The 23,396-nt window shown below is 63.3% G+C and carries 23 protein-coding genes; 12 read left to right on the forward strand and 11 right to left on the reverse strand.

What is annotated here, in order from left to right:
- A partial coding sequence (locus ACGYLA_RS18030; RefSeq protein WP_394434300.1) for a hypothetical protein occupies positions 1 to 228 on the forward strand: 228 nt, incomplete at its 5' end.
- 34 nt (positions 229 to 262) lie between these two features.
- Here ACGYLA_RS18030 and ACGYLA_RS18035 read toward each other — a convergent pair.
- The 6 genes from ACGYLA_RS18035 to ACGYLA_RS18060 form a co-directional block, all read right to left on the reverse strand.
- Positions 263 to 1,759 carry a carboxypeptidase M32 gene (locus tag ACGYLA_RS18035; protein WP_394434302.1) on the reverse strand — a complete coding sequence of 499 codons (1,497 nt, stop codon included), beginning with the start codon at positions 1,757 to 1,759 and terminating at the stop codon, positions 263 to 265.
- Complete coding sequence (locus ACGYLA_RS18040) at positions 1,756 to 2,781, reverse strand: ABC transporter ATP-binding protein (RefSeq protein WP_394434304.1); 1,026 nt, start codon at positions 2,779 to 2,781, stop codon at positions 1,756 to 1,758. The genes ACGYLA_RS18035 and ACGYLA_RS18040 overlap by 4 nt, the downstream gene beginning before the upstream one ends.
- Positions 2,778 to 3,743: an ABC transporter ATP-binding protein gene (locus ACGYLA_RS18045; RefSeq protein WP_394434306.1), complete on the reverse strand. Its 966-nt coding sequence runs from the start codon at positions 3,741 to 3,743 to the stop codon at positions 2,778 to 2,780. The genes ACGYLA_RS18040 and ACGYLA_RS18045 overlap by 4 nt, the downstream gene beginning before the upstream one ends.
- Positions 3,740 to 4,672 carry an ABC transporter permease gene (locus ACGYLA_RS18050; protein ID WP_394434308.1) on the reverse strand — a complete coding sequence of 311 codons (933 nt, stop codon included), beginning with the start codon at positions 4,670 to 4,672 and terminating at the stop codon, positions 3,740 to 3,742. The genes ACGYLA_RS18045 and ACGYLA_RS18050 overlap by 4 nt, the downstream gene beginning before the upstream one ends.
- The gene (locus tag ACGYLA_RS18055) at positions 4,672 to 5,646 is read right to left on the reverse strand and encodes an ABC transporter permease (protein WP_209219238.1); all 975 of its coding nucleotides are present in this window, start codon (positions 5,644 to 5,646) and stop codon (positions 4,672 to 4,674) included. The genes ACGYLA_RS18050 and ACGYLA_RS18055 overlap by 1 nt, the downstream gene beginning before the upstream one ends.
- Before the next feature lie 75 nt (positions 5,647 to 5,721).
- Entirely contained in the window at positions 5,722 to 7,293 is a 1,572-nt protein-coding gene (locus ACGYLA_RS18060; RefSeq protein ID WP_394434310.1) for an ABC transporter substrate-binding protein, read from the reverse strand.
- Between the two features lie 187 nt (positions 7,294 to 7,480).
- Here ACGYLA_RS18060 and ACGYLA_RS18065 point away from each other — a divergent pair, with 187 nt between their 5' ends.
- The 8 genes from ACGYLA_RS18065 (at position 7,481) to ACGYLA_RS18100 (ending at position 14,830) form a co-directional block, all read left to right on the forward strand.
- The gene (locus ACGYLA_RS18065; protein ID WP_394434312.1) at positions 7,481 to 8,449 is read left to right on the forward strand and encodes a GntR family transcriptional regulator; all 969 of its coding nucleotides are present in this window, start codon (positions 7,481 to 7,483) and stop codon (positions 8,447 to 8,449) included.
- Positions 8,446 to 9,147: a creatininase family protein gene (locus ACGYLA_RS18070; protein ID WP_394434314.1), complete on the forward strand. Its 702-nt coding sequence runs from the start codon at positions 8,446 to 8,448 to the stop codon at positions 9,145 to 9,147. The genes ACGYLA_RS18065 and ACGYLA_RS18070 overlap by 4 nt, the downstream gene beginning before the upstream one ends.
- Positions 9,144 to 10,157 (forward strand): ketopantoate reductase family protein, encoded by a 1,014-nt coding sequence (locus ACGYLA_RS18075; protein WP_394434316.1) that lies wholly within the window; start codon positions 9,144 to 9,146, stop codon positions 10,155 to 10,157. Before ACGYLA_RS18070 ends, ACGYLA_RS18075 begins: the two co-directional genes overlap by 4 nt.
- On the forward strand, positions 10,154 to 10,906 hold the full coding sequence (locus ACGYLA_RS18080) for an SDR family NAD(P)-dependent oxidoreductase (protein ID WP_394434318.1): 753 nt from the start codon (positions 10,154 to 10,156) through the stop codon (positions 10,904 to 10,906). Before ACGYLA_RS18075 ends, ACGYLA_RS18080 begins: the two co-directional genes overlap by 4 nt.
- On the forward strand, positions 10,903 to 11,802 hold the full coding sequence (locus tag ACGYLA_RS18085; protein ID WP_394434320.1) for a polysaccharide deacetylase: 900 nt from the start codon (positions 10,903 to 10,905) through the stop codon (positions 11,800 to 11,802). Before ACGYLA_RS18080 ends, ACGYLA_RS18085 begins: the two co-directional genes overlap by 4 nt.
- Positions 11,799 to 12,719 (forward strand): isoaspartyl peptidase/L-asparaginase family protein, encoded by a 921-nt coding sequence (locus ACGYLA_RS18090; protein ID WP_394434322.1) that lies wholly within the window; start codon positions 11,799 to 11,801, stop codon positions 12,717 to 12,719. Before ACGYLA_RS18085 ends, ACGYLA_RS18090 begins: the two co-directional genes overlap by 4 nt.
- Before the next feature lie 141 nt (positions 12,720 to 12,860).
- Entirely contained in the window at positions 12,861 to 13,439 is a 579-nt protein-coding gene (locus tag ACGYLA_RS18095) for a TRAP transporter small permease subunit (RefSeq protein WP_067263666.1), read from the forward strand.
- Positions 13,439 to 14,830 carry a TRAP transporter large permease subunit gene (locus tag ACGYLA_RS18100; RefSeq protein WP_394434324.1) on the forward strand — a complete coding sequence of 464 codons (1,392 nt, stop codon included), beginning with the start codon at positions 13,439 to 13,441 and terminating at the stop codon, positions 14,828 to 14,830. Before ACGYLA_RS18095 ends, ACGYLA_RS18100 begins: the two co-directional genes overlap by 1 nt.
- 285 nt (positions 14,831 to 15,115) lie before the next feature.
- On the opposite strand, the gene ACGYLA_RS18105 is transcribed toward ACGYLA_RS18100, so the two are convergent.
- On the reverse strand, positions 15,116 to 16,210 hold the full coding sequence (locus tag ACGYLA_RS18105; RefSeq protein ID WP_271690295.1) for a TRAP transporter substrate-binding protein: 1,095 nt from the start codon (positions 16,208 to 16,210) through the stop codon (positions 15,116 to 15,118).
- A gap of 242 nt (positions 16,211 to 16,452) precedes the next feature.
- Here ACGYLA_RS18105 and ACGYLA_RS18110 point away from each other — a divergent pair, with 242 nt between their 5' ends.
- From ACGYLA_RS18110 to dctP, 3 genes are read left to right on the forward strand one after another with little or no spacing between them, the layout of a single operon-like run.
- Positions 16,453 to 16,953 carry a TRAP transporter small permease subunit gene (locus ACGYLA_RS18110; RefSeq protein WP_394434361.1) on the forward strand — a complete coding sequence of 167 codons (501 nt, stop codon included), beginning with the start codon at positions 16,453 to 16,455 and terminating at the stop codon, positions 16,951 to 16,953.
- A gap of 16 nt (positions 16,954 to 16,969) precedes the next feature.
- Complete coding sequence (locus ACGYLA_RS18115) at positions 16,970 to 18,265, forward strand: TRAP transporter large permease subunit (RefSeq protein ID WP_067266597.1); 1,296 nt, start codon at positions 16,970 to 16,972, stop codon at positions 18,263 to 18,265.
- Between the two features lie 19 nt (positions 18,266 to 18,284).
- On the forward strand, positions 18,285 to 19,373 hold the full coding sequence (dctP, locus tag ACGYLA_RS18120) for a TRAP transporter substrate-binding protein DctP (protein ID WP_067266589.1): 1,089 nt from the start codon (positions 18,285 to 18,287) through the stop codon (positions 19,371 to 19,373).
- A gap of 251 nt (positions 19,374 to 19,624) precedes the next feature.
- On the opposite strand, the gene ACGYLA_RS18125 is transcribed toward dctP, so the two are convergent.
- The 4 genes from ACGYLA_RS18125 to ACGYLA_RS18140 all read right to left on the reverse strand — a co-directional run bounded on the left by ACGYLA_RS18125 (position 19,625) and on the right by ACGYLA_RS18140 (position 23,392).
- Positions 19,625 to 20,359: an amino acid ABC transporter ATP-binding protein gene (locus tag ACGYLA_RS18125; protein WP_394419364.1), complete on the reverse strand. Its 735-nt coding sequence runs from the start codon at positions 20,357 to 20,359 to the stop codon at positions 19,625 to 19,627.
- On the reverse strand, positions 20,356 to 21,030 hold the full coding sequence (locus ACGYLA_RS18130) for an amino acid ABC transporter permease (protein ID WP_322329781.1): 675 nt from the start codon (positions 21,028 to 21,030) through the stop codon (positions 20,356 to 20,358). The genes ACGYLA_RS18125 and ACGYLA_RS18130 overlap by 4 nt, the downstream gene beginning before the upstream one ends.
- A 3-nt stretch (positions 21,031 to 21,033) precedes the next feature.
- Entirely contained in the window at positions 21,034 to 21,792 is a 759-nt protein-coding gene (locus ACGYLA_RS18135) for an amino acid ABC transporter substrate-binding protein (protein ID WP_394434327.1), read from the reverse strand.
- A gap of 244 nt (positions 21,793 to 22,036) precedes the next feature.
- Positions 22,037 to 23,392 (reverse strand): sigma-54 dependent transcriptional regulator, encoded by a 1,356-nt coding sequence (locus ACGYLA_RS18140; protein WP_067266584.1) that lies wholly within the window; start codon positions 23,390 to 23,392, stop codon positions 22,037 to 22,039.
- Positions 23,393 to 23,396: the final 4 nt, after the last annotated feature.

Raw genomic sequence — 23,396 nt, forward strand, 5'->3', positions numbered from 1 at the left:
CCGCGCGACTGCAAGCTGGTGACGGTGATCGACGGCCATCCGGCGACGCTGTCCTGGCTGGGCGCGGTCGTGGGCCATCAGACGGTGCCGCTCGGGGTCGAGCATTTTGGCCAGACCGGCACCATCGCCGACCTCTACCGGCATTTCGGCATCGACGCGCGCTCGATCGTGGAAAAGGTGCAGGGCCTGACCCCGGGCCGCCAGATGTTGCACCGGGTAGCGGGCTAAGGTTCGAAGGGGGGGGGGCAAACTGCCCCCCTCATCACCTGCCGAACTTGGCTTCCAGATAGGCCAGATAGGCCGTCGGGTCGTAGGCCCCGGCCCCGATCCCCGCGAGGATCTCGGCCCGGCTGCGCGACCGACCATGCTGCCAGACCAGATCGCCCAATGCCGCGTGAAGCGGCGCGTAGTCGCCCGCCGTCACGCCCGCGCGCACCTCGGGCTGCGTGGCATCCAGATGCGCCATGATCTGCGCGGCGGTCGAATTGCCCACGGTATAAGTCGGGAAGGAGCCGATGTAGCCGTGCGACCAATGCACGTCCTGCAGACAGCCCGCGCCGTTGTCCGGCACCTCAAGTCCCAGATCATCCCGCATCGCCGCGTTCCACGCCTCGGGGACGTCGGCGACCTTCAGCGAGCCGTCCATCAGCGCCATCTCGATCTTCACCCGCAGCATGACATGCAGATCGTAAGTGAGCTCGTCCGCCTCGACCCGGGTGAGGCCGGGCGAGACGCGGTTGATCGCGGCGACGAATTCCGCTTCGCTCACGTCGCCCAACTGCTCGGGGAAGGTGTCGCGCAGGCGTCCGTAATGCACCGCCCAGAAGGCGGGCGAGCGGCCGATGTGGTTTTCCAGCAGGCGCGACTGGCTTTCGTGCATCCCGAAACTGGTGCCCGCCACGGCGTAGAGCCCGATCATGTCCGTCGCATGCGCCCCACGCGTGAGCGCCGGATCGGCGCCCATCTCGTAGAGCGCATGGCCCGCCTCGTGGATCGTGCCGAAGATCGACATTGGCAGGTAGTTCGGGTTCCAGCGCGAGGTGATCCGCACGTCGTTGCGGGTCATGGAAATCTCGAAGGGATGCACCGCCGTGTCGAGCCGCCCACGGTCCATGTCATAGCCCAAGGCCTCGGCGATATAGGCACAAAAGGCCTGCTGGCCGGCGACGGGATAGTCGCGGAACAGGAACTCGCTGCGCGGCGCGGGCCGGGCGAGCGCCGCGTCGAGGATCGGGCGGATGCCGTGGCGGAGCTGGTCGAAGAACCGGGTGAGCTGCGCCGCTGTCGCGCCGGGCTCGAAAACGTCGGCCATCGGATCGTAGGGGTGGCCGTCGTGGCCGAGCGCCTCGGCCTTCTCGCGGGCCAGATCGACGATGCTTTGCAGATGCGGCTGGAACAGGGCGAAGTCGCCGGTGCGGCGGGCCTCGGTCCGGGCGGCGCCGGCGGTGATGGATTGCTCGGCCTGTCGGCGCAGCAGGGCGGCGGGGATGCGGGCGTGATGGGTGCGCGCCTCCTGCACCGATTGCGCGGCGCGGCGCTCGATCTCGGGCGCGTCGCTGTTGAGCACGGCTTCGGCGGCTTTGCCCATCTCGGGGTCGAGGATCATCTCACGCGCGATGCCCATCAAGGTGGCGATCTGGTGCCCACGCGTCTCGGCCCCGCCCTTGGGCATCATCACCCGGGCGTCCCAGTTCAGCAGGTTTACCGAGACGAGCACGTCGTTCAGCCGCCCCACGCGGTCGGTCAGGGTCAGGCTCATGCGGCGGCTCCTGTTTCGGCGCCGGTGCCCCCGTCATGCAGGTGGCAGGCGACGCTGCGGTTGTCTTTCGGGTTCACGAGGCGCGGCACCTCGGTTTTGCAGCGCGGCCCTGCAAGCGGGCAGCGCGGATGGAAAGCGCAGCCCTTGGGCGGGTTGATCGGCGAGGGGATCTCGCCCTTGATCGGGTGGAAATTGGCGCGCCCGGTGCCGAGGGTCGGCACGGAGGCAAAGAGCGCCTCGGTATAAGGATGCAGCGGCTTGGCGTAGAGTTCATCCGCCGGGGCGGTTTCCACCACGCGCCCGAGGTACATGATCGCCACCCGGTCGCAGACGTGGCGCACGACCGAGAGGTCGTGGCTGATGAACAGCGCCGTGAGGTCGAGCTCGCGCCGCAGCTTCATGAAGAGGTTCAGCACCTGCGCCTGTATGGAGACGTCGAGCGAGGCCACGGCCTCGTCCAGCACCAGAAGCTCGGGCTGCATCGCCAGCGCCCGGGCAATGGCGACGCGCTGGCGCTGCCCGCCGGAGAACTGGTGCGGCAGGCGGTTGGCATAGGCGCCCTCCAGCCCGACCTGCTCCAGCAGGCTACGTACCCGTTCCTGCACCTCGCGGGCGGGGATCAGCCCGTGGATGCGCGGGCCTTCGGCGATGATCTCGCCCACCTTCATGCGCGGATTAAGGCTCGCGAAAGGGTCCTGGTGGATCATCTGCACGCGGGTCGTGAGCTTGTCGACATTGCCGCGATGGTCGCGCGCCACCGGCTGGCCTTCGAGCGTCACCGTGCCCTCACTCGGCGCATAGATGCCCGAGACGACGCGCCCCAAGGTGGACTTGCCGCAGCCGCTCTCACCGACGATGCCCAGCACCTCGCCGCGCGGAACGCTTAAATTGACGTCGTTCACGGCATGGACGGTCTGGGTGGAGTCGCGCCCCGACAGGCGGTCCAGCCCCCGGACCACCAGCCCCGGCTTGCGGGTGAACCGTTTGGAGACGCCCTCGATTTTCAGAATGGGATCGGTCATGTGGCCTCGATCGGATGGTGGCACAGGACGGAATGTGCCTCGGTTCCAGTATTGGGTGGGAGCGTCGCGCAGACCTCGGTCGCGCGCGGGCATCGGGGCCGGAACGGGCAGCCCGAGGGCAGATTCGCCAGCTGCGGGGTCGAGCCCGGGATCTGCGGCAGGTCGCGGCCCGGCTCGTGCAGGCCCGGGACCGAGTCGATCAACCCGCGCGTATAGGGATGACGCGGGTGAGCGATGACCTCCTCCGCCGTGCCGCTTTCGACGATGCGGCCTGCGTACATCACCGCGATGTCGTCGGCGAGCGAGGAGACAACGGCGAGGTCATGAGTGACCCAAACGATGGCGGTGCCGGTGTCATCGGCCAGACGCCGCACCTCGGCAAGGATCTGGCCTTGGATCGAGACGTCGAGCGCGGTGGTCGGCTCATCTGCGAGGATCACGGCGGGGCGGTGCAAAAGCGCTGTGGCAATCGCGACACGCTGGCGCATGCCGCCCGAGAGTTGGTGTGGATAGGCTTGCAACCGCTCGGCGGGCGCCGGGATGCCAACGATCTCGAGCGCTTCGCGGGCACGCTCCCATGCGGCGGCCTTGCTCACCTTGTCATGCACCCGCACCGCCATGGCCATCTGGTCGCCCACCCGCAGCACGGGGTTGAGGGTCATCATCGGGTCTTGAAACACCATCGACACGGCGCGACCGCGCATGCGGCGCTGCTCTTCGGCGCTCAGCCCGCGCATGTCGGTGCCCTGCACCATGACCTGCCCGGCGGTGATCCGACCGGGTTCGTCAATGAGCCCCATGATCGAAAACCCGGTGACGCTCTTGCCCGAGCCGCTTTCCCCCACCAGCCCAAGGATGCGCCCGGGCTGGACCGAAAAGCTCACGTCATTGACGGCGGTGACGGCCCCCTTGCGGGTGCTGAATTGCGTGGTCAGACCCCTGACCTCCAGTGCGGCGCTCATCGGCTGTTCCTCGGGTCGAGCACCTTGCGGACCTGATCGCCCACGAGGTTGATTGCGACAACGGTCACCATCAGCGCCAATCCGGGATAGATCGACAGCCAGTAGCGGTCCGAATGGATGTATTTGAACCCGTTGGAGATCAGCGATCCCAGCGAGGGTTCCGTCAGCGGCAGGCCCACGCCGAGGAAGGACAGCGTCGCCTCCAGCGCGATGGCGCTCGCGACCTGCACCGTGGCCACAACGATCAGCGGCGGCAGCACGTTGGGCAGCAGGTGCCGGAACAGCACCCGGCGCGTCGGCAGCGGCGTGGAGCGCGCGGCCTCGATATAGTCCTTGCCACGCTCGACCTTGGCCGCGCCGTGCGTGGTGCGGGCGAAATAGGCGTATTGCGCGACCACCAGCGCAAGGATGATCTGCACGATACCTTGGCCCAGCATCGCCACCAGCACCAGCGCCAGCAGGATCGCGGGCATCGAGAGTTGCAGGTCGACGACACGCATCAACAACGCTTCGATCCGCCCCCCGAAATAGGCCGCGGTGAGACCAACCGCGATGCCGACCAACAGCGCCAGTGCCCCGGCGGACAGGCCGATCACGAAGCTGGTGCGCAGCCCGTAGAAAATGGCCGAAAGCATGTCGCGGCCCGCGTTGTCGGTGCCCAGCAAATGGACATAGCCGCCCGAGCCTTCGGTGCCGGGACGCAGAAAGGCGTCGAGCCAGTCGAGCATCGCCATGTCGTAGGGGTCCTGCGGCGAGACCAGCGGCGCCCCGAAGGAGAGGAACAGCAGCACGGCAATCACGATGAGCGCGCCCACGGCGACCCAGCTTTCGCGGAAGTCCGACCAGAAGTTGCGCAGCCGCTCGGCGCGCGTCTCCACTGGCGGGGCCGAGGGGACGGCGGCGATGTTTTCAGCGACGATCTCGGGCATCATGCGCCTCCTTTCAGGCGGACCCGCGGGTCCAGTCGGGCGTAGACCAGATCAACCACGAGGTTGATGAGGACAAAGAGGATCACGACCATGATGAGGTAGGAGACCATCACCGGCCGGTCGAGTTGCAGGATCGAGTCGATGATCAGCTTGCCGACACCGGGCCAGTTGAACACGCTCTCGGTCACCACCGCGAAGGCCAGCGTCGAGCCAAGCTCAAGCCCCAGCACCGTGACGATCGGGATCGAGATGTTGCGCAGGATGTGGCGGAAAACGATCTGCCGGTCCGGCAGACCCTGCGCGCGGGCGAACTTGACGTAATCGGTGCCCATGGCCTCGACCATGCCGGCGCGGGTCAGGCGGATCATCAGGCCCATCTTGAACAGCGACAGGTTGATCGCGGGCATGATGACATGGCTCCAGCCATCGGGGGTGAAAAGCGAGGAGGTGATGCCAAGGAAGGTCGCCTCGTCGCCGCGACCGCCCGAGGGCAGCCAGCCAAGCTCGACCGCAAAGCCCATGATCAGCAGCATGCCGATCCAGAAGGTCGGCACCGAGAAGCCCAGCACCGAAAGCGCCATGATCATCTTGGCGCCGAGGCTCTCGGGGCGGTAGCCGGCCCAGAGACCGGCGGGAATGCCCACGCCCACGGCGATCAGCACCGAGGTCAGCACCAGTTCCAGCGTGGCGGGAAAGCGTGAGAAGACGAGGTCGACGACCGGGATGTTATAGACCATCGAGGTGCCCAGATCGCCCTGGGCCACGTTCTTGAGGAAGGTCCAGTACTGCACGACCAGCGGTTGATCGAGCCCGTATTGCTCGATCAGCTTCTGGCGGATCTCGGCGGTGGCGCCCGGATCGATCATCACGTCGATCGGGTTGCCGATGGCAAAGACGCCGACAAAGACGATCACCGACATGGCAAAGACCACGACAACCGCCTGTGCCAACCGGGTTACAAAATAGCTGAGCATTCGACCTCGCCCATCAGACTTGAAAAATAGAGGCACCCGCCGGCAAGCAGCGGGCGCCCGGTGCGTTATGCCGCCTTATTCGACCGGGGTGATCGCATAGGCGCGGGTTTCCTGATCGACGCGGGGCGTCATCTCGATGGTGTCGGCATTGGCCGCCCAGACGGTCTGCAGGATCACCGTCGGGATCAGCGCGCGGTCTTCCATCGCGATGAAGGAGGCCTCTTCATAGAGCTTCTTGCGCGCTTCCGGGTCGAGGGTCTGGGCGCCTTCGCCGAAGACCTTGTCGAACTCGGGGTTGGAATAGCCCGCGCGGTTGAAGTTGCCGAAGCCCTTCTCGGGGTCCTTAGTGTGCACCAGCGCGCCGTAGGTATAGGCGGCCTCACCGGTGAGCGTGCCCCATGCGGACATGGTCATGGTGTATTCCTCACGCGCGGCGGCGGGGAAGAAGACCGTACCGTTCAGCGCCTGCGCGTTCACCTTCAGACCCAGGCGCGACCACATCTGCGCCAGCGCCTCGCAGACCACGGCATCGCCGGGCACGCGGTTGTTGGTGCAGGTGAAATCGATCTCGAAACCCTCGGGGTAGCCGGCCTCGGCCAGCAGTTCCTTGGCTTTCTCGATGTCATATTCGCGCTTGCCCAGTTCCGGGCTGTAGCCGAAGAAGCCTTCGGGCATCAGCTGGTTGGCGGGCGTACCCAGACCTTCGAGCACCACATTGACCAGCACGTCGCGGTTGATCGCCAGGTCCAGCGCCTTGCGCACACGCAGATCCTGCAGCGGGTTGCCCTCGACCTCTTCGCCGTTGACCTTGATCGGCTGCGGCTCTTCGTCCTTCACCGACGGCGCGATGTTGAGGATATAGACCGAGTCAGACACGAATGTTTCGATGTCGCCATCGTTCTTCATCGCGAGGTAGTCGGAGGCAGGCACGTAGTTGATCAGGTCAACCTCCCCCGAACGCAGGGCCGCGACGCGCGAGGTGTCCTCGGGGATCTCGCGGCGGGTGACGGTTTCCCAAGCGGCCTGACCGCCCCAGTAGTCGTCGAAACGCTCGAGCACCAGATCGCCTTTGGGCTGCCAAGAGACGAAGGTATAGGGACCGGTGCCGATCGCCTTCTCGCCGGAGTTGAACTGCTCGTTGCCCGCTTCCATGCCGGTCTCAGAAGGCACGACGAAGAGACGGGTGAAGTCGTTCGGCAGCGAAGGTGCCATGCCTTTCGTCTTCACGCGCAGGGTGTAGTCGTCCACCACTTCGACGCTGTCGACATATTTGGTGTAGAGGGTCATCGGCATTGGGCCGGTCACTTCCGGGATACGCTCGATCGAGAATTTCGCGTCCTCGGCGGTGAAGTCGGTGCCATCATGGAATTTCACGCCTTCGCGCATCTTGAATTCCCATGTGGTGTCGTCGATCGGCTCCCAACTGACGGCAAGGCCGGGCTTCAACTGCAGCTTCTCGTCGACGTCGACCAACGTGTCGAAGACATGGCGCAGGGCTTCGGCCTGCGAGCCCAATGTCGACCAATGCGGGTCAATCGAATCCGGGCCGGCACGCAGGCCGATCACCAGATCGGCGGCCATCGCTGCTGGCGCGGCAGCGATCAGCGCCAATGCGGCGACGGCGGATTTCAGGGTAAGCTTCTTCATTGGTCAAAACCTCCATGTGTTATATCTTGCAGTTACACTAGACAGCTATAATTGTGACGGTCAACACAAATATGTAACATTGCAACCTTCGACCGCCGTATAAGCCCAATATATAAGCTTGTCGCGCTACGGCTTTTGAGGCAGTGTTACAGACATGAGTGACAAACAGGCAAAATTTGAACGGGCAATGAATCGAATCGTACAGGCGATGGATCGCAGCTCGTCCGTATCTCTTTCCGTTCAGCTCCGCGGAGCGCTGGAATTCGGGATTGCGTCGGGCGAATTGCCCTCCGACGCGCGCCTGCCCTCGGTCCGCGCTTTGGCCGCGCGGATGAAGATTTCCCCGGTCACGGTCAGCAATGTCTACGCCGCGCTGCAATCCTCGGGGTTGGTCGAGGGGCGCGTCGGCTCGGGTACATTCGTCAGCGGCGGTGGTAGCCGCGCCCACGACGGGCGCTTTCGACAGCTTGATCAACAGATCGCTGAACTGTTGAGTCTTGCGAAATCCTGTGGTGTCAGCGCGTCGGAACTGGCTGTGCGCATTTCCATGGCCAGCAGCGCCAGCCCGCGCCCGCTGCGCATTCTGATGGTCGGCAATTTCATCGACGCGACCCGCGCTTATGCCGATGAACTGCGCCAGCATCTGCCCGAGGGCGATGAGATCGACGCCGCCGTTCTGGATGAGATCGCACCCAATCCGCCCAAGGACATCGACCTGATTATCGCGCCCAAAACCCTGCTGTCCAAAACGCGAGAAATTTTGCCGAATGTCGAAGTGCTGGGCCTGACACTCATCCCCAACGAGGCGACCCGCGTGGCGCTGGCCTCGATCCCGCCTGACGCCAAGACGCTCGCTTACTCCTATTTTCCCGGCTTCGTTACGATCATGAAAGCGGGCATCCTGCGGTTTGCCCCGCATGTCACGCAGTTGACCATGAAGGTTCGTGACGAGAATGGCCTGTCATCGGCCATGCGCGAGGCAGATGTGGTCATCTATGCCACCGGTGCCGACTACCTTCGTGGCGCGTTGCGCCCCGAGCAGACCGCTTTTGAATACCGTCACACCCCAGACGTGCACGCCATCCGTTCAGAAATCCTGCCCGCCATTGAGACATGCCGGGCCTCTCTCAAATCCACAAAGGCCGCCGAAGAATGAAGATATCCGAAAGCAATTGGTTCGAGATCGAAGAATACCTCAAGACCGACGACCGCTGTGTCCTGCCCCTCGGCAGCACCGAGCAGCACGCCTACCTCAGCCTCTCGGTCGATTCGATCCTGTCGGAAAAGGTCGCCGCCGATGCCGCCGAACCTCTGGGCGTGCCGGTGTTTCCGGCCGTGGCCTATGGTCTGACGCCCTATTTCATGGGCTTCCCCGGCTCGGTCTCGCTGAAGCTTTCGACCTATGCGGCGCTTCTGCGTGACATCCTCGACAGTCTCTATGCCACCGGCTTCCGCCGCGTGCTGATCGTCAACGGCCATGGCGGCAACAGCCCGGTGCAGCCCGTCACGATGGAGTGGATGGAGGCCAACGAAGGCGCCCGCTGCCGCTTCCATGACTGGTGGCGTGCGCCCGAGACCTGGAACTGCGTGCAAGAGATCGACCCCGTCGCCTCTCACGCGTCCTGGATGGAGAACTTCCCCTGGACCCGCCTTCCCGGCCGCGAGCTGCCGGCCGAGCAGAAACCCTTCGTCGATTTCGATCGCCTGCGCGACCGCAACGCCGCCGGCGTGCGCGCGCTCATCGGAGACGGCAACTACGGCGGCGTCTACCAGAAGCCCGACGCCGACACCGACCGCCTGTGGGAGATCGCCGTGCGCGAGACCCGCGCGCAGCTCGAGGGGGACTGGGCATGAGCGAGACGCCGATCCTGATCTGGGGCGCCGGTGCCATCGGCGGCATCCTCGGCGCCTATTTCGCCCGCGCAGGTCATGCCGTGCATATGGTCGATGTCGTGGAAGAGCATGTAGAAGCCATGCGCAGCAGCGGGTTGCGCATTGAAGGCCCCGTCGAAGCATTTACCCAAATCCTCCCGGCCAGCACGCCGGATGAACTCACTGGCCAATACGACCGCATTTTCCTCTGCGTGAAGGCGCACCACACCGCCGCCGCTTTGGAGATGCTTGCCCCCCATCTCGCGCCGGGCGGCTATGTCGTCTCGGCCCAGAACGGGCTCAACGAAAAGGTCATCGCCGCGCGCATCGGGGCCGAGAACACTGTAGGCTGTTTCGTCAACTACGGCGCCGACTGGTTGAAGCCGGGCCGCATCCTCTTCGGCAACCGCGCCGCCGTAGCTGTGGGGGAACTCGACGGGCGCATGAGCGACCGCGTGGCCGAGGTGCATGGCCTTTTGCAACTGGTCGAACCCGAAGCCGTCGCCACCGACAACATCTGGGGCTACCTCTGGGGCAAGATGGGCTACGGCGCGTTGCTGTTCTGCACCGCCCTCACCCCCGACAGCATGTCCGACGCCATGGCCCGCGACGAACACCGCGCCGCCTACCGCGCGCTTGGCCACGAGGTGATGACACTGGCCGCGCATGAGGGCGTCTCCCCTCTCGGCTTCAACGGGTTCGACCCGGAAGCCTTCCGCACCAATGACACCGCCGCCATCGACGCCGCGATGCAGAAAATGATCGTCCACAACCGCAAAACCGCCAAGACCCACTCCGGCATCTGGCGCGACCTCGCGGTGCGCAAGCGTAAGACCGAAGTCGACGCACAGATCGGTGTCATGGTCGAGTTGGGCCGGGAGGCAGGCATCTCGGTGCCGACACTGGCGCGCATGGTCGAACTTATTCACGACATCGAGGACGGCAAGCGCGAACAATCCGCCGACCTCGTCAACCTGTTGGTGGCGGCATGAAGATCGATCTGACCGGCAAGGTCTTTGCCGTGACCGGCGCGGCGCAGGGCATCGGCGCCGCGATACTGTCCGAGCTCCGCGCCGCCGGGGCCACCGTGGCCGCGATGGACATCGACGCCGCGGGCCTCGCCCCGCTGAAGGCCGAGGGCGTGACGCTGCATAGCGGCGATCTGGGCAACCGCGAAACGACCCTCGCGCTCTGCGCCGAGATCCTCGAACGTCACGGACGGATCGACGGGCTGGTGACTTCCGCCGGCGGCGTGCGCGGTCAGGTCGGCCGCCCGCTGGAGGAGATCAGCGAAGCCGACTGGCAGGCGATCTTTCAGGCCAATGTCGATGCCGCCATGTGGTGCGCGCAAGGTTTCGCGCCCGCGATGAAGAGCGCGGGATCGGGCCGGATCGTCACCATCTCCTCCGGCGCGGGGCTGAAGCCCAGCCTCACCGGCATCCAAGCCTATGCGGCGGCGAAACACGCGCTGGTCGGCCTGACCAAGCAGCTCGCGCTGGAGCTTGGGCCGCAGGGCATCACCGTGAATTCCGTGGCCCCCGGCTTTGTCCTGTCGAACCCCTCGACAGAAAAGCAATGGGACGCCTTCGGCCCCGAGCGGCAGAAGCAGATCATCGGCGGCATCCACATGCGCCGCTTGGGCCGCGCGCAGGACATCGCGGATGCGGTCACCTTCCTCTGCTCCGACCGCGCCGGTTGGATCACGGGGCAAATACTTTCCGTCGACGGAGGCCACGCATGAGCGAGCCGCATGAATGGGACGAGCCGCATTGGCGCGGGCTGGTCGAACAGGTCCGCGCAGGGAAGAACCTGTTGCCGAAGTCCTGGCCCGGCGGCGCGCGCTGTGCCGTGGCGCTGAGCTTCGACAGCGATCACGAAACCAACGAGCTACGCGACGGCGGCACAAGCATTGCGCGCCTCGGCTGGGGCGAATACGGCGCACGGCGTGGCATCCCCCGCATCCGCCGCGTCCTTGACCGGCATGGGGTGAAGGCGAGCTTCTTCGTGCCCGCCGTCTCTGCCCTGCTGCATCCCGAGGAGCAGCGCAGCCTTGCCGAGGAGGGCCACGAGATCGGCCTTCACGGCTGGATCCACGAGCGCAATACGCAGGTCCCGCCGGAGGCTGAACGCGATCTGATGCTGCGCGCCTCGGACACGCTGGAGAAGATCACCGGCACCCGCCCCGTCGGCATGCGCACGCCGTCTTGGGACTACAGCGCCCACACGCTCTCGATCGCCCGCGAGATGGGGCTTCTCTACGACAGCTCTCTGTTCTCGGACGACGACCCCTACGAAATCGTGGAGAAGGGCGAAGCGACCGGGATTGTGGAACTGCCGGTGGAGTGGATCCGCGACGACGCCGTCTATTTCATGATGAACCGTTTCGGCGCGCAGCGGCCCTATACGCCGCCTGCGGATGTGCTCGACATTTTCCGGCGCGAGTTCGACGGGGCCTATGACGAGGGCGGGCTCTTCCTCTTGACCATGCACCCGCATGTGACAGGCTACCGCTCGCGCATCTTCATCCTCGACGAGCTTATCGACCACATCAAATCCCGCGGCGATTGTTGGATCGCCACCCATGCCGAGATCGCCGCCTATTGCGCCGAGCAGGCCGGATTGAAAGGACCGAAATGACCTATTCCCTTGCCATCCACGGTGGTGCCGGAACCATCCTCAAGGAAAACATGACGCCCGAGAAGGAGGCCGCCTATCACGACGGTCTCGCCCGTGCGCTGGAGGCGGGCGAAGCGGTACTGCGCGACGGTGGCAGCGCGATGGACGCGGTGGTGGCCGCTGTCTGCGCGCTGGAGGACGAGCCGCTGTTCAACGCAGGGCGCGGTGCGGTCTATACCTCCGAGGGCGTGCAGGAGATGGACGCCGCCGTGATGGATGGCGCCGACCGGCGCGCGGGCTCGGTCGCCGGGGTCTTCGGGCCGAAGAACCCGGTGAAACTGGCGCGCGCCGTCATGGAACGGACCGAGCATGTCACCCTCATCGGCCCCAACGCGCTGGAGATCGCCCGGCAGGCGGGGCTCGAGTTCGCCGACCGTGACTACTTCTTCACCCAGTCCCGCTGGGACGCTTTGCAGGAGACGCTCGAGATGCGCGCCCGCGGCGAGGTCTCCGACGATCCAGCGCGGCGGCATGGCACCGTGGGGGCCGTGGCGCGCGACGCGGCGGGCAACATTGCCGCCGCCACCTCAACGGGGGGCATGACCGCCAAGGCCCCGGGCCGGGTTGGCGACACGCCGATGATCGGCGCGGGCACCTTCGCGGACAACGAGACCTGCGCCGTCTCCGCCACCGGGCATGGCGAGATTTTCATCCGCTGGAACGCCGCCGGGGAGATCGCCGCGCGGATGCGCCACGCGGGCGAGGATCTGGCCACAGCCGCCGAACATGTGGTGATGCAGGATCTGGCGCCCAACGACGGCTCAGGCGGGATCATCGCCGTGGATGCGGCGGGCAATATCGCCATGCCGTTTAACTCGCAGGGCATGTACCGCGGCATGGTGCGTAAAGGCAGCGCGCCCGAGACCAGTATCTATTGAGCGGCGCGGCCCTTCGGTTGCCTTCCTGCCACGGGAAGGCGACAAATGCCGCTGGGAAGAGCCGCCCGCCATCTAAATCTTGACATTTTGTCCCCTCCCTTTGATTGACGGTCAAACGAACTTGACGGGAGAGGGGACAAGGTGCGTTTTTTAGCAGCAATTGCCAGGGTGATCTGCGCGGTGAACTTGGTCATCGGCAATCTCTTCTCATGGCTCGCACTCGGCATCGTGTTGGTCTGTTTCACCGTGGTCGTGCAGCGCTATGTCTTCGCGATCAGCTTCGTTTGGATGCAAGACCTTTATATCTGGCTCAACGGCGCGATGTTCACGGCCGTGGCCGGTTTTGCGCTGCTGCGCGATGACCATGTGCGCGTCGACATCTTCTACCGCCCCGCCACCATGGCCCGCCGCGCGCTGATTGACCTGATCGGTGTCATCGTCTTTCTGCTGCCCTTTTGCTGGATCGTCTACACCTATTCGATCCCCTTCGTGATCCGCGCTTGGGGCTATCAGGAAGGGTCGGCCAATGTGGGCGGCATGCCGGGGCTTTATATTCTCAAAGCCTTCATCATCGGCTTCGCGTTTCTACTCGCAATTCAAGGGATTGCATGGATCATCCGCTCCATCCTCGTGCTCAGCGGCAATGCTGAGCTGGTGCCCAAATCCATGCAATACAGCCGGGACCAAATCCCCGCAGACCATCCGCAGGGAGCCGTTTGATGGATCCGATTTTCATTGGCGAGATGCTCGCCGCGCTCATGTTCTTTGGCGTGATCGGCTTTTTGCTGCTCGGCTTTCCGGTGGCCTTCACCCTTGCCGGCGTGTCGCTGCTGTTTGGCGCCGTGGGCATGGGCTTCGGCGTGTTCGATCCCTCGAACTTCGGCTCGCTGCCGAACCGCTATATCGGCTTCATGACCAACGAAGTCTTGGTCGCCGTGCCGCTCTTTATCTTCATGGGGGTGATGCTGGAACGCAGCCAAATCGCCGAGCAGCTTTTGCTCACCATGGGCAAGCTTTTCGGCAATATGCGCGGCGGTCTGGGGATTTCGGTGGTGCTTGTGGGGGCAATGCTCGCGGCATCCACCGGCGTCGTGGGGGCCACGGTTGTCACCATGGGCCTGATCTCGCTGCCCGCGATGTTGCGGGCGGGCTATGACCCCAAGCTTGCCACCGGGGTGATCTGCGCCAGCGGCACCTTGGGGCAGATCATTCCGCCCTCCACCGTGTTGATCTTCATGGGCGATATGCTTTCGGGCATTAACTCTCAGGTGCAGATGGCCAAGGGCAACTTTGCCCCCACGCCCGTCTCTGTGGGGGATCTCTTCGCCGGGGCGCTGTTACCGGGGGTTTTGCTGGTTTCGCTTTATCTCAGCTACGTTCTCTTCAAAGCCGCGACCGCGCCAGCCTCCTGCCCCGCGACGCCGGTTCCGGCGGATGAGAAAAGCCAACTGGTGCGGGATTTCTTTGTCGCCCTGATGCCGCCGCTCTTGCTGATCCTCGCCGTGCTGGGGTCGATCCTCGGCGGCATCGCGACCCCGACCGAGGCGGCCTCTGTCGGTGCTGTGGGGGCGATGGTGCTTGCGGCCATGCGCTGGCGTCTGTCCTTCCGCATCCTGCGGGAGACGATGATTGCCACGGCCACGATCACCAGCATGGTCTTTGTCATTCTGCTGGGGGCTTCGGTCTTTTCCATCGTGTTCCGCATGATGGGCGGCGACAATCTGGTGCATGAGTTCCTCAGCAATCTACCCGGCGGCCCCTTGGCGGCGGTGGCGGTGGTGATGATCATCATGTTCTTCTTGGGTTTCATCCTCGATACCTTTGAGATCATCTTTATCGTGATCCCGATCACGGCACCGGTGCTGTTGATGCTGGACATCGATCCGATCTGGCTGGGCGTCTTGGTCGGGGTGAACTTGCAGACATCCTTCCTGACGCCGCCCTTCGGCTTTGCGCTGTTCTATCTGCGCGGGGTGGCCCCGGCGGATCTGCCGACGAGCGCGATTTACAAAGGGATCCTGCCCTTCGTGATGTTGCAGGTGGTGGCGATTGCGATCCTCTTTGCCTTCCCGCAGATCGTGACTTGGTTGCCTAAGGTGATCGCGGGGTGAGATAGCCCCCCTCGACGTTCAAAGGCTCGGCAGCAACGCCGGGCCTTTTTTGGTTGAGCGGTAAGGGCATCGCCCTCCCTGGTGGGCGATCGAACCCGTGAAAGGGGCTGCGCCGGAGCCCATCTCGCGAACCGATCCGGCGCGGGCTACGTCGCAAAATCGCCCTCCGGGGGGAGGGAGGGCGATGCCCGGTGTGCCACCGGGCGAGGCAGATTTCTTGGGGTTCGCCCAAGAAAAAGGCCCGGCGTTTCCACCGGGCCTTTCCAATTACATTCAGCGCGAAGCTCAGTACTTCAGGAACTTCTGACGCGCCTGCACATAGGGGCTGTCGATGTTCTCGGTCCGGGTACGGACGAGGTTCAGCGCTTCGACAAAGCTCTCGGCGGTCTTCTTGACCAACGGGTCGTCGCTGTTGCGCAATTCTTCGACCACTTCGACCGAGGCCTTGGCACCGGCTTCCATGATATCGTCGGGGAAGTTGCGCACGGTTACGCCATGCTCTTCCTGCAGGGTCTTCAGTGCACGGGGATCGTTGGCGTAGAAGTCCGCAGCGACTTGGTCGTACTCCGCTTGGCTGACGTCACGGATGATCGCCTGCAGGTTCTCAGGCAGTTCCTGATACTTCTTCTTATCGACGACAAGCTCGGTCGCCAGACCCGATTCCACGAAGGACGGCATGTAGTAGTTCTTGGCCACCTGATGGAAGCCGAGCGCCAGATCGTTGTAGGGGCCGACGAATTCCGCAGCGTCGAGCGTGCCCGACTGAAGCGCTTGGAAGATCTCGCCCGCGGCCATGTTGGTCACGGTCGCGCCCAGTTTCTCCCACACGCGGCCACCAAGGCCCGGCGTCCGGAAGCGTACGCCTTTGACGTCGTCGAGGCTCTTCAGCTCATCGCGGAACCAGCCGCCGGTCTGCGTGCCGGTGTTGCCCGACAGGAAGCCCTGAACGCCGAACTGGTCATAGATCTCGTCCCAGATCTCCTGACCGCCCATGTAGCGCATCCATGCCGTCAGTTCCGGCGTGGTCATGCCGTAGGGAACGCCAGTGAAGAAGGACAGCGCGGGCGATTTGTTCTGCCAGTAGTAGGCGGCGCCATGGCTCATCTCAGCGGTGCCGTCGATCACGGCGTCCAGCGACTGCAACGGCGGCACCATCTCGCCGGCCGAGAAGACCTGAATGGTCAGCTCGCCACCCGAGGCAGCGGTGATCCGGTCGGCCAGACGCTGCGCGCCGACACCCAGACCGGGGAAGTTCTTGGGCCATGTGGTGACCATGCGCCATGTGATGTTGCCCTGCGCAATTGCGGGCGCTGCAAGTGTCGTGGCGGCGGCACCTGCCCCCATCACACCGGCTTTGCGGATAAATGAACGACGATCCATGTTTTTCCTCCCAAACGGATATTTGCTTAGCTTCCCCCGACGTCGACGCGGAGGGCCATGCGCAGCAGATAATCGTCGCTTTTCGAAAATGTCCATGGCTTAGGCAAATTGAAATTCCACCTTCTGGACAATCCCGCCCCAAGCCGCATACGTAGTGCTACTTAAAGCAGCATTATTAATGGTCTTTTGCCTTGTTTTCGGCAGAAAGGCCAATAATGTGCGAGCTGCCAGGGAGGGCTCAGATCTTGATAAAATTCATCGACCAGATGAACGAATTCGTCGGGCGCATCGTGTCGGTCGTCGCCGTCATTTTCGCCGCAATCATCATCTATGACGTCTTCATGCGCTATGCGCTGAATGACCCGACCCGCTGGGCCTTTGACGTCACGAAACAACTCTATGGCTTCTATTTCGTGATGCTGGGCGGCTATGCGCTGCGCCATCAGGCCCATGTGCGGGTCGATCTGATCACCGAAACCCTTGGCCCCAACCTGCGCCGTTGGGTCGAAGCGGCGGGCTATGTGATCTTTTTCTTCCCCTTCGCGTGGATCTTCACCACCCGCTCTTATGAATTCGCCATGCGCTCCTATGCCCAAGGTGAGACGACATATGGCTCGGTCCAGCTGCCGGTCTATCCGCTGAAAATGGCCATGGCCCTCGCTGCCGGTCTTTTGCTGCTGCAAGGTGTGTCGGAATTTTTGAAACTCGTACTTAACCGTCAGGAACTGCCCCGTGACGCCTGAACTCATTGCTCTCACCATGTTCGGCCTGCTTTTGCTGGGCCTTTTCATGGGCCACCCGCTGGCCTTCGTTCTGGGCGGCACCGCCGTTTTGGGGGCTGTCATCGCCGGCAAACCGATGGTGCTGGGCATCGTCATTAACCGGATTTTCGGCGATGTGCTGGACAACTTCACGCTGATCGCGATTCCGCTCTTTATCTTGATGGCAAGGTTCCTCTCCGATTCGGGCGTGACGGATAAGATGTTCGAATCACTGCGACTTTTGATGTCGAACATTCGCGGCGGTCTGGCGCTCGCGGTGGTTTTCATCTCGATCCTGCTCGCCGCGACCACGGGTATCATCGGCGCCTCGATCACAGTGATGGGCGTGATGGCGCTGCGCCCCATGCTGCAATATGGTTATAGCCCGACGCTGACCACCGGCGTCATCGCGGCATCCGGCTGTCTGGGCATTCTGATCCCGCCGTCGATCATGTTGATCCTCATGGCCTCTTATTCCCCCCTCTCGGTGGGAGAGCTTTTCGCGGGCGCCATGGTGCCGGGCGTGGTGCTGGGGCTGCTCTATGCGGTCTGGGTTTTCGTCGTTGCCGTGGTCCGGCCCGACATGGCCCCCGCCGTCGAGCCTGATGAGAAAATCTCGAAACCCGCCCTTGTGCGCATGTTGCTGATCGAAGCCGTGCCGCCACTGGTGCTGATCCTCGGCATTCTGGGCTCTCTGCTCGCGGGCATCGCCACGGCGACCGAAGCTTCCGCCATCGGCGCGGCGCTGGCACTGGTGATCGTCATCATGCGCGGCAAGTTCAGCTGGGCATCCTTCTACGGCGCGATGCTGGAAACCGGGCGCACCTCGGCGATGATCCTGTTTATCGTCGTGGGCGCCACGGCCTTTACCGGCGTGTTCAACATCACCGGGGGTCTGCGCGCGACGCAGGAGATCATCCGCAACCTCGACATGGCGCCTTGGCTCTTGATCGCGATGATGATGTTCATCGTCTTCATCCTCGGCGCCTTCCTTGACTGGACCGGCATCGTGCTGCTGTCCTTCCCGATCTTCCTGCCGATCGTGCAGGAGATGGACGTGAGCCTTTTGTGGTTCGTCGTCCTGATGTCGGTGGTTCTGCAGACGTCCTTTTTGACCCCGCCCTTTGGATATGCGCTCTTCTACCTGCGCGCCATTGCCCCGCGTGAGGTCAAGACGTCGCATATCATCGTCGGCGTGCTGCCTTTCATCGGTCTGATCCTGATGATGTGCGTGGCCATCGCCCTGTTCCCGCAGCTTGTCACCTGGCTGCCGGAAACGCTCTATACAAAATAATCAACGGAGGAGAGAGATTATGAAATTGAAATCAACCCTTGCCGGACTGGCACTCTGCGCGGGCGTTGCCACGCAGGCCGCGGCCCAAGACAGCTGGACCATGACCACCACATGGCCGACCTCGCTGGAACTGATCGAGATCGACAAGCATTTCGTCGATCTGGCCAACAAGCTGACCGGCGACGACCTGACCATCGAATTCTTCGAAGGTGGCTCCCTCGTGCCCGCGGGCGAAGTGTTCGGCGCGGTTGAATCCAACACCGTGCAAGCTGGTGCCGACTGGCCCGGTTACTGGGCAGGCCGCAACTCTGCCTTCTCGCCGCTGGCGACCACGGCGAGCCTGTTCAACGCGGTCGACTACGTCAACTGGATCGAGCAATGGGGCGGCAAAGAGCTTTATAACGAGATCTACGGCAAGTTCGGCATGGTCTATCTGCCCTACGGCGTGACCAACAACGAATCCGGCTTCCGCACCAACGAGCAAATCGTCACGCTGGAAGACCTTAAGGGCAAGCGTCTGCGTCTGTCGGGTCTGGAGCAGGGCCGTCTGTTGGAAAAACTGGGCGGGTCGCAGGTCTCGATGGCTGGCGGCGAAATCTATCAGTCGCTTGAGCGCGGCGTGATCGATGGCGCGGAATTCTCGACCCCGAACGTCGACTTCTCGGGCGGTTTCCAGCAGGTCACCAAATACTGGGCGACACCGGGCTGGCACCAGTCCGCCTCGATCTTCGGTGTGATGATCAACAAAGGCGCATGGGACGCCCTGTCGGATGAGACCCGCGAAGCGCTTGAGATTGCGGCGCAGGCCAACCTCGTTTGGTCGCTGTCCTTCACCGAGAAGCGCGCGACCGAAGCCTACCAGCAGTTCCTCGACGCGGGCATCGAAATCAACCGCTACGATGACGAGACGCTGACCAAGGTTCAGGAGATGGCCAACGAGACCATCGAAGAGACCGCCTGCGAGAACCCCGATTCCGCTAAGGTTTACCTGAGCCAGCTGGAGTATCTGAACGACTACGCCAAATGGCGTGACGCGTCGGCTCCGTTCAACCTGGGCCGCACGCCGAATGGACCGGACATCGAGAAGATCCGCGCCTGCGCGGAGTGATTTGAGCCGTCAGGTTTAAACGGAAAGGCCCGCCATCGGCGGGCCTTTTTGCGTTTGGAGAAGAAGATCGAGGGCCATCGCCTGCCCGCGGGTCGGCGATCAAACGCTAGATGCTGCCACTTTATCCCTCAGCCATGATGTGCTTTCGCGAGGTTGCACCCAGCCTCACCAAATCGCCTACCCGTCCGGGCGGGCAGGCGATGGCCCGGCGCCTGCGGCTTGATTCCGGGCCCCGCTGGCAAAATCGGCCCCTACCCCTCGACCCGTTTCAAGAACTTCTGCAAACGCGCATCCTTCGGCGCGCCAAAAATCTCCGACGGGGCACCGCTCTCTACAATCTTCCCGCCGTCCATAAAGATCACCCGATCTGCGATCTCCCGCGCGAACTGCATTTCATGGGTCACGATCAGCATGGTCTGCTTCCGCTCGGCCACCGCGCGCATCAGGTCGAGCACCTCCCCCACCCATTCCGGGTCGAGCGCCGAGGTCGGCTCGTCGAACAACATCAGTTCCGCCCCGAGCGCCATGGCACGACCGATGCCAACGCGCTGTTGCTGCCCGCCAGACAACGCCGCCGGAAAACTGTCGGCCTTATCGGCCAAGCCGGTCTCAGCCAGAACCGAGAGCGCGCGTTCTTCGGCCTCGGCCTTGGGCCGTTTCTGCACCGTCACGAGCGCTTCCATGATGTTCTCTTTCGCCGTCTTATTGGCGAAAAGCGCGTAGTTCTGGAACACCATCGCCGTCCGGCGGCGCAGCGCTAGAATATCGGCTTTGCGCGCCTTGGCGGCATCGACAGTCACATCGCCAATGCGAATGACCCCCTCTTGCGGCACGTCGAGAAAATTGAGGCAGCGCAACAGGGTCGACTTGCCGGTGCCCGAGGGGCCAATCACGACCACGCGCTCGCCCTCGGCAATCTGCAAATCAATGCCGTTCAGAACCGGCGCGCCGCCGAAATCTTTGGTCAGGCCAGTGATATCAATCATCGCACGAACGCCTTATTCAGATAGGTTTCAAGCCGCTTTTGCACTTGGCTTAGCGCTTCGACGATGACCCAATAGATCATGGCGACCACGAGATAGGCCTCGAAATAGAGGAAGCTCCCGGCGGCTTCTTTCTGCGCGGCGCCCATCATCTCGGTCACGCCGAGGGTAAAGGCGAGCGAGGTGCCTTTGATCATGTCGATGAAATAATTCACCAACGTCGGCGCGGCGATCCGGGCGGCCTGTGGCAGGATGATCCGCCACATCATCTGACCTTGGGTCATGCCGATGGACTGGGCGGCCTCCCATTGGCTGCGGTCCACCCCCATGATCGCGGCGCGGATGCTTTCGGCCATATAGGCGGCAAAATGCAGGGTCAGCCCCATGATGGCGGCAGTCACACCGCTGATATTGGTCAGGAACGACAGCACCTGCGGCAGACCGAAGTAGAAGAGAAACAGTTGCACCAGCAGCGGCGTGCCGCGGAAGAAGCTGATGAAAACGATCACGAACCAGTCGAGCACGGGCACTTTCACAACCCGTTCGACCGCCAAAAGCGAGGCAAGGATGAGTGCGAACACCATCCCCGCCACCGCCATGAACAAGGTCAGCGGTACGTAGCCCAATATGACGGGCACCAGCCCCAGCATGTAGTCAAGGTCTAGCGCCCGCATGGGTTACTCCGCTTTGGTGATGTCTGTGCCGAACCACTTGTCCGAGATTTCGGCCAGTGTACCGTCTTCGCGCAGGGATTCCAGCGCAGTGTCGACACGGTCACGCAGCGCGCGGCCTTCGTTATTGTCTTGGAACGGCAGGGCGTTGCGGATCTCGGAGAAAGGCTTGCCCGCCAGTTGCAGCGGCAGGGGGCTTTCCTGAATGAGCTGCGCCGAAGAAACCCGGTCCATCACAAAGGCATCGACCCGGCCAAGCGCGGTATCTTGGGCAATGTTGGACTCATAGGTCTTGATCTCGATCTCATCGGCGAAGGCAAGTTCGTTCAAAAGCTGCTCGAAGTTCGACCCAAGGTTCACCGCAACGGTTTTGCCGCGCAGGTCTTCGACGCCGCCGATCTCTTCGTTGCCCTCTTTGGTCACGACCTGCGCACCGTCAAAGACATACGGCGCGGTAAAGGCGAACTTCTCCTGACGCTCGGGCGTGATGGTGATCTGGTTGGCGATCGTATCAATGCGGCCCGCGTCCAACGCGCCGATCAGGCCGGAGAATGCCATGGTCTCGAACTCGACCTCGAAACCCGCCTCTTCGCCAACGGCGTTCATGACATCGACTTCAAAACCCTGAAGCACGTCCTGCTTCACAAAGGTGAAGGGGAAATAGCCGCCCGACATGCCGACGCGGAGCGTGTCATTGTCTTGGGCAAAGGCTGCGGTGCCGGTGACCGCGGCGAGCGCGGTGGCGGTAACGATCTGTTTCAGCATTGAATTTACTCCTCTAACGCTTGCGCTTCAGATGTCACCGGGCGCCGCCCGCTTCAACACCGTCGCTGAAACAGGAACGTTTGACGGGCAGGATCGGTTCAGATGGAATAACGGGTCTAGGTGAGCGACCCCGGCAGGGACATCCTCCCTACCACAGCGCAGGTGACAGAATGGTATTCTGCGAATCCGAAGCAGATTCCCCACATGCGGAACGAATATGCTCGTTTCGCATAGCTTTAACCCGTCAAAGCGTCTCGATATCCAACCCTTCGGCGGCCCAAGCGGCGAGCTTGCGGTCTACGGTTTTGCGCGACACGCCCAAGCGGCGCGCGGCTTCGGCCCGGTTGCCGTTCGACAGATCAAGGATGTGCAGCATATGGCGCTGCGTGACCAGTTCCAGGTCTTCGATCGCCCGCGGCCCATCGACCGCGCCATGGCCCGCAAAGGCTTCGGGCAGGCTGCCAAGGATCACCGACCGTTCGATGAGGTTTCGCAATTCGCGCACATTCCCCGGCCAGTCGTAACGGCGCAATTTCAGCAAAGTCTCCGCATCCAAGCGCAGCGCGGGCATGCCGAGCGCGGTCGAAAACTGCTGCATGAACATCGCTGCCAGTTCGACGATATCCTCAGACCGGTCCTTGAGCGGCGGCATCGCGACTTCAACCACGTTCATGCGGTGATAGAGGTCGGCGCGGAAACGCCCTTCTTCCACCGCCTTGGGCAGGTCGGCGTTGGTGGCGAACAGGAACCGCAGGTTCAGCGGAATCTCCCGCTCTGCCCCGTCGGGCCGGATGCGCTGGTCTTCCAACACCCGCAAAAGCGCCGCCTGTAGCTGTTCCGGCATCTGCGCCACTTCGTCGAGAAACAACGTGCCGCCGTCGGCCAAGAGGAACAGCCCCGGTTGCAGGGTCTCGTTCCCCTCCACCGCGCCAAAGAGTTCGGGCACGATCCGGTCCGGCGTGATGGCGGCGCAGTTCACCGCGACGAAGGGGTTATCGGCACGGTCGGACATCTGGTGCAACTGCCGCGCGGCCAACTCCTTGCCCGTGCCGCTGGGACCGGTGAACAGCACCGGCGTCGGCACCGGGGCAAGACGGTTGAGCATGCCGCGCACCTTCGACAGCGCCTCGGATTTGCCGAGCATTTGCACCGCCGTGCCACCCTGCAACTCCCGCCTGAGCAGGGTGTTGTCGCGGCGCAGGTTCTTGCGGTCCAATGTGCGCGACACCGCGCCGAGGATCTGGTTCGCCCGGAAAGGTTTCAGCACGAAATCACTGACGCCTGCCCGCAGCGCGGCAATGGCGGTTTCAAGATCAGCATAGGCGGTGATCAGGACCGTGTCGGCGTAGAACCCCTTGCGGCGCTGCTCGACGACCCATTCCAGACCGGTTTTGCCGGGCATCACATTGTCCAACACGACCACATCGAAATGCGCTTCGTCCAACAGCTTGGTGGCCTCCGCCGGGGAAGCCGCTTGGGCCACGCGTTTGACGCGCGGCTCCAAGATTTTGGTGAGGAAATGGCGCATCCCCGGTTCGTCGTCGATCACAAGGATCGACGCGCCTTCGAGCGTGCCGCCGTATTCATCGCCTGCCGCCATGATA

This window comes from Sulfitobacter sp. 1A13679 (assembly GCF_043557115.1).
Classification (GTDB): Bacteria; Pseudomonadota; Alphaproteobacteria; order Rhodobacterales; family Rhodobacteraceae; genus Sulfitobacter; species Sulfitobacter faviae.

Excerpts from the sequence above, each read along its gene's own strand:
- ACGYLA_RS18035 (WP_394434302.1), bottom strand. The coding sequence starts at position 1,759 with ATGAGCCTGACCCTGACCGACCGCGTGGGGCGGCTGAACGACGTGCTC.
- ACGYLA_RS18130 (WP_322329781.1), bottom strand. The coding sequence starts at position 21,030 with ATGCGGGCGCTAGACCTTGACTACATGCTGGGGCTGGTGCCCGTCATA.
- ACGYLA_RS18125 (WP_394419364.1), bottom strand. The coding sequence starts at position 20,359 with ATGATTGATATCACTGGCCTGACCAAAGATTTCGGCGGCGCGCCGGTT.
- ACGYLA_RS18085 (WP_394434320.1), top strand. The coding sequence starts at position 10,903 with ATGAGCGAGCCGCATGAATGGGACGAGCCGCATTGGCGCGGGCTGGTC.
- ACGYLA_RS18105 (WP_271690295.1), bottom strand. The coding sequence starts at position 16,210 with ATGGATCGTCGTTCATTTATCCGCAAAGCCGGTGTGATGGGGGCAGGT.
- ACGYLA_RS18070 (WP_394434314.1), top strand. The coding sequence starts at position 8,446 with ATGAAGATATCCGAAAGCAATTGGTTCGAGATCGAAGAATACCTCAAG.
- ACGYLA_RS18050 (WP_394434308.1), bottom strand. The coding sequence starts at position 4,672 with ATGCCCGAGATCGTCGCTGAAAACATCGCCGCCGTCCCCTCGGCCCCG.
- ACGYLA_RS18115 (WP_067266597.1), top strand. The coding sequence starts at position 16,970 with ATGTTCGGCCTGCTTTTGCTGGGCCTTTTCATGGGCCACCCGCTGGCC.
- ACGYLA_RS18135 (WP_394434327.1), bottom strand. The coding sequence starts at position 21,792 with ATGCTGAAACAGATCGTTACCGCCACCGCGCTCGCCGCGGTCACCGGC.
- ACGYLA_RS18040 (WP_394434304.1), bottom strand. The coding sequence starts at position 2,781 with ATGACCGATCCCATTCTGAAAATCGAGGGCGTCTCCAAACGGTTCACC.
- dctP (WP_067266589.1), top strand. The coding sequence starts at position 18,285 with ATGAAATTGAAATCAACCCTTGCCGGACTGGCACTCTGCGCGGGCGTT.
- ACGYLA_RS18060 (WP_394434310.1), bottom strand. The coding sequence starts at position 7,293 with ATGAAGAAGCTTACCCTGAAATCCGCCGTCGCCGCATTGGCGCTGATC.
- ACGYLA_RS18080 (WP_394434318.1), top strand. The coding sequence starts at position 10,154 with ATGAAGATCGATCTGACCGGCAAGGTCTTTGCCGTGACCGGCGCGGCG.
- ACGYLA_RS18140 (WP_067266584.1), bottom strand. The coding sequence starts at position 23,392 with ATGGCGGCAGGCGATGAATACGGCGGCACGCTCGAAGGCGCGTCGATC.
- ACGYLA_RS18075 (WP_394434316.1), top strand. The coding sequence starts at position 9,144 with ATGAGCGAGACGCCGATCCTGATCTGGGGCGCCGGTGCCATCGGCGGC.
- ACGYLA_RS18100 (WP_394434324.1), top strand. The coding sequence starts at position 13,439 with ATGGATCCGATTTTCATTGGCGAGATGCTCGCCGCGCTCATGTTCTTT.
- ACGYLA_RS18055 (WP_209219238.1), bottom strand. The coding sequence starts at position 5,646 with ATGCTCAGCTATTTTGTAACCCGGTTGGCACAGGCGGTTGTCGTGGTC.
- ACGYLA_RS18065 (WP_394434312.1), top strand. The coding sequence starts at position 7,481 with ATGAATCGAATCGTACAGGCGATGGATCGCAGCTCGTCCGTATCTCTT.
- ACGYLA_RS18045 (WP_394434306.1), bottom strand. The coding sequence starts at position 3,743 with ATGAGCGCCGCACTGGAGGTCAGGGGTCTGACCACGCAATTCAGCACC.
- ACGYLA_RS18090 (WP_394434322.1), top strand. The coding sequence starts at position 11,799 with ATGACCTATTCCCTTGCCATCCACGGTGGTGCCGGAACCATCCTCAAG.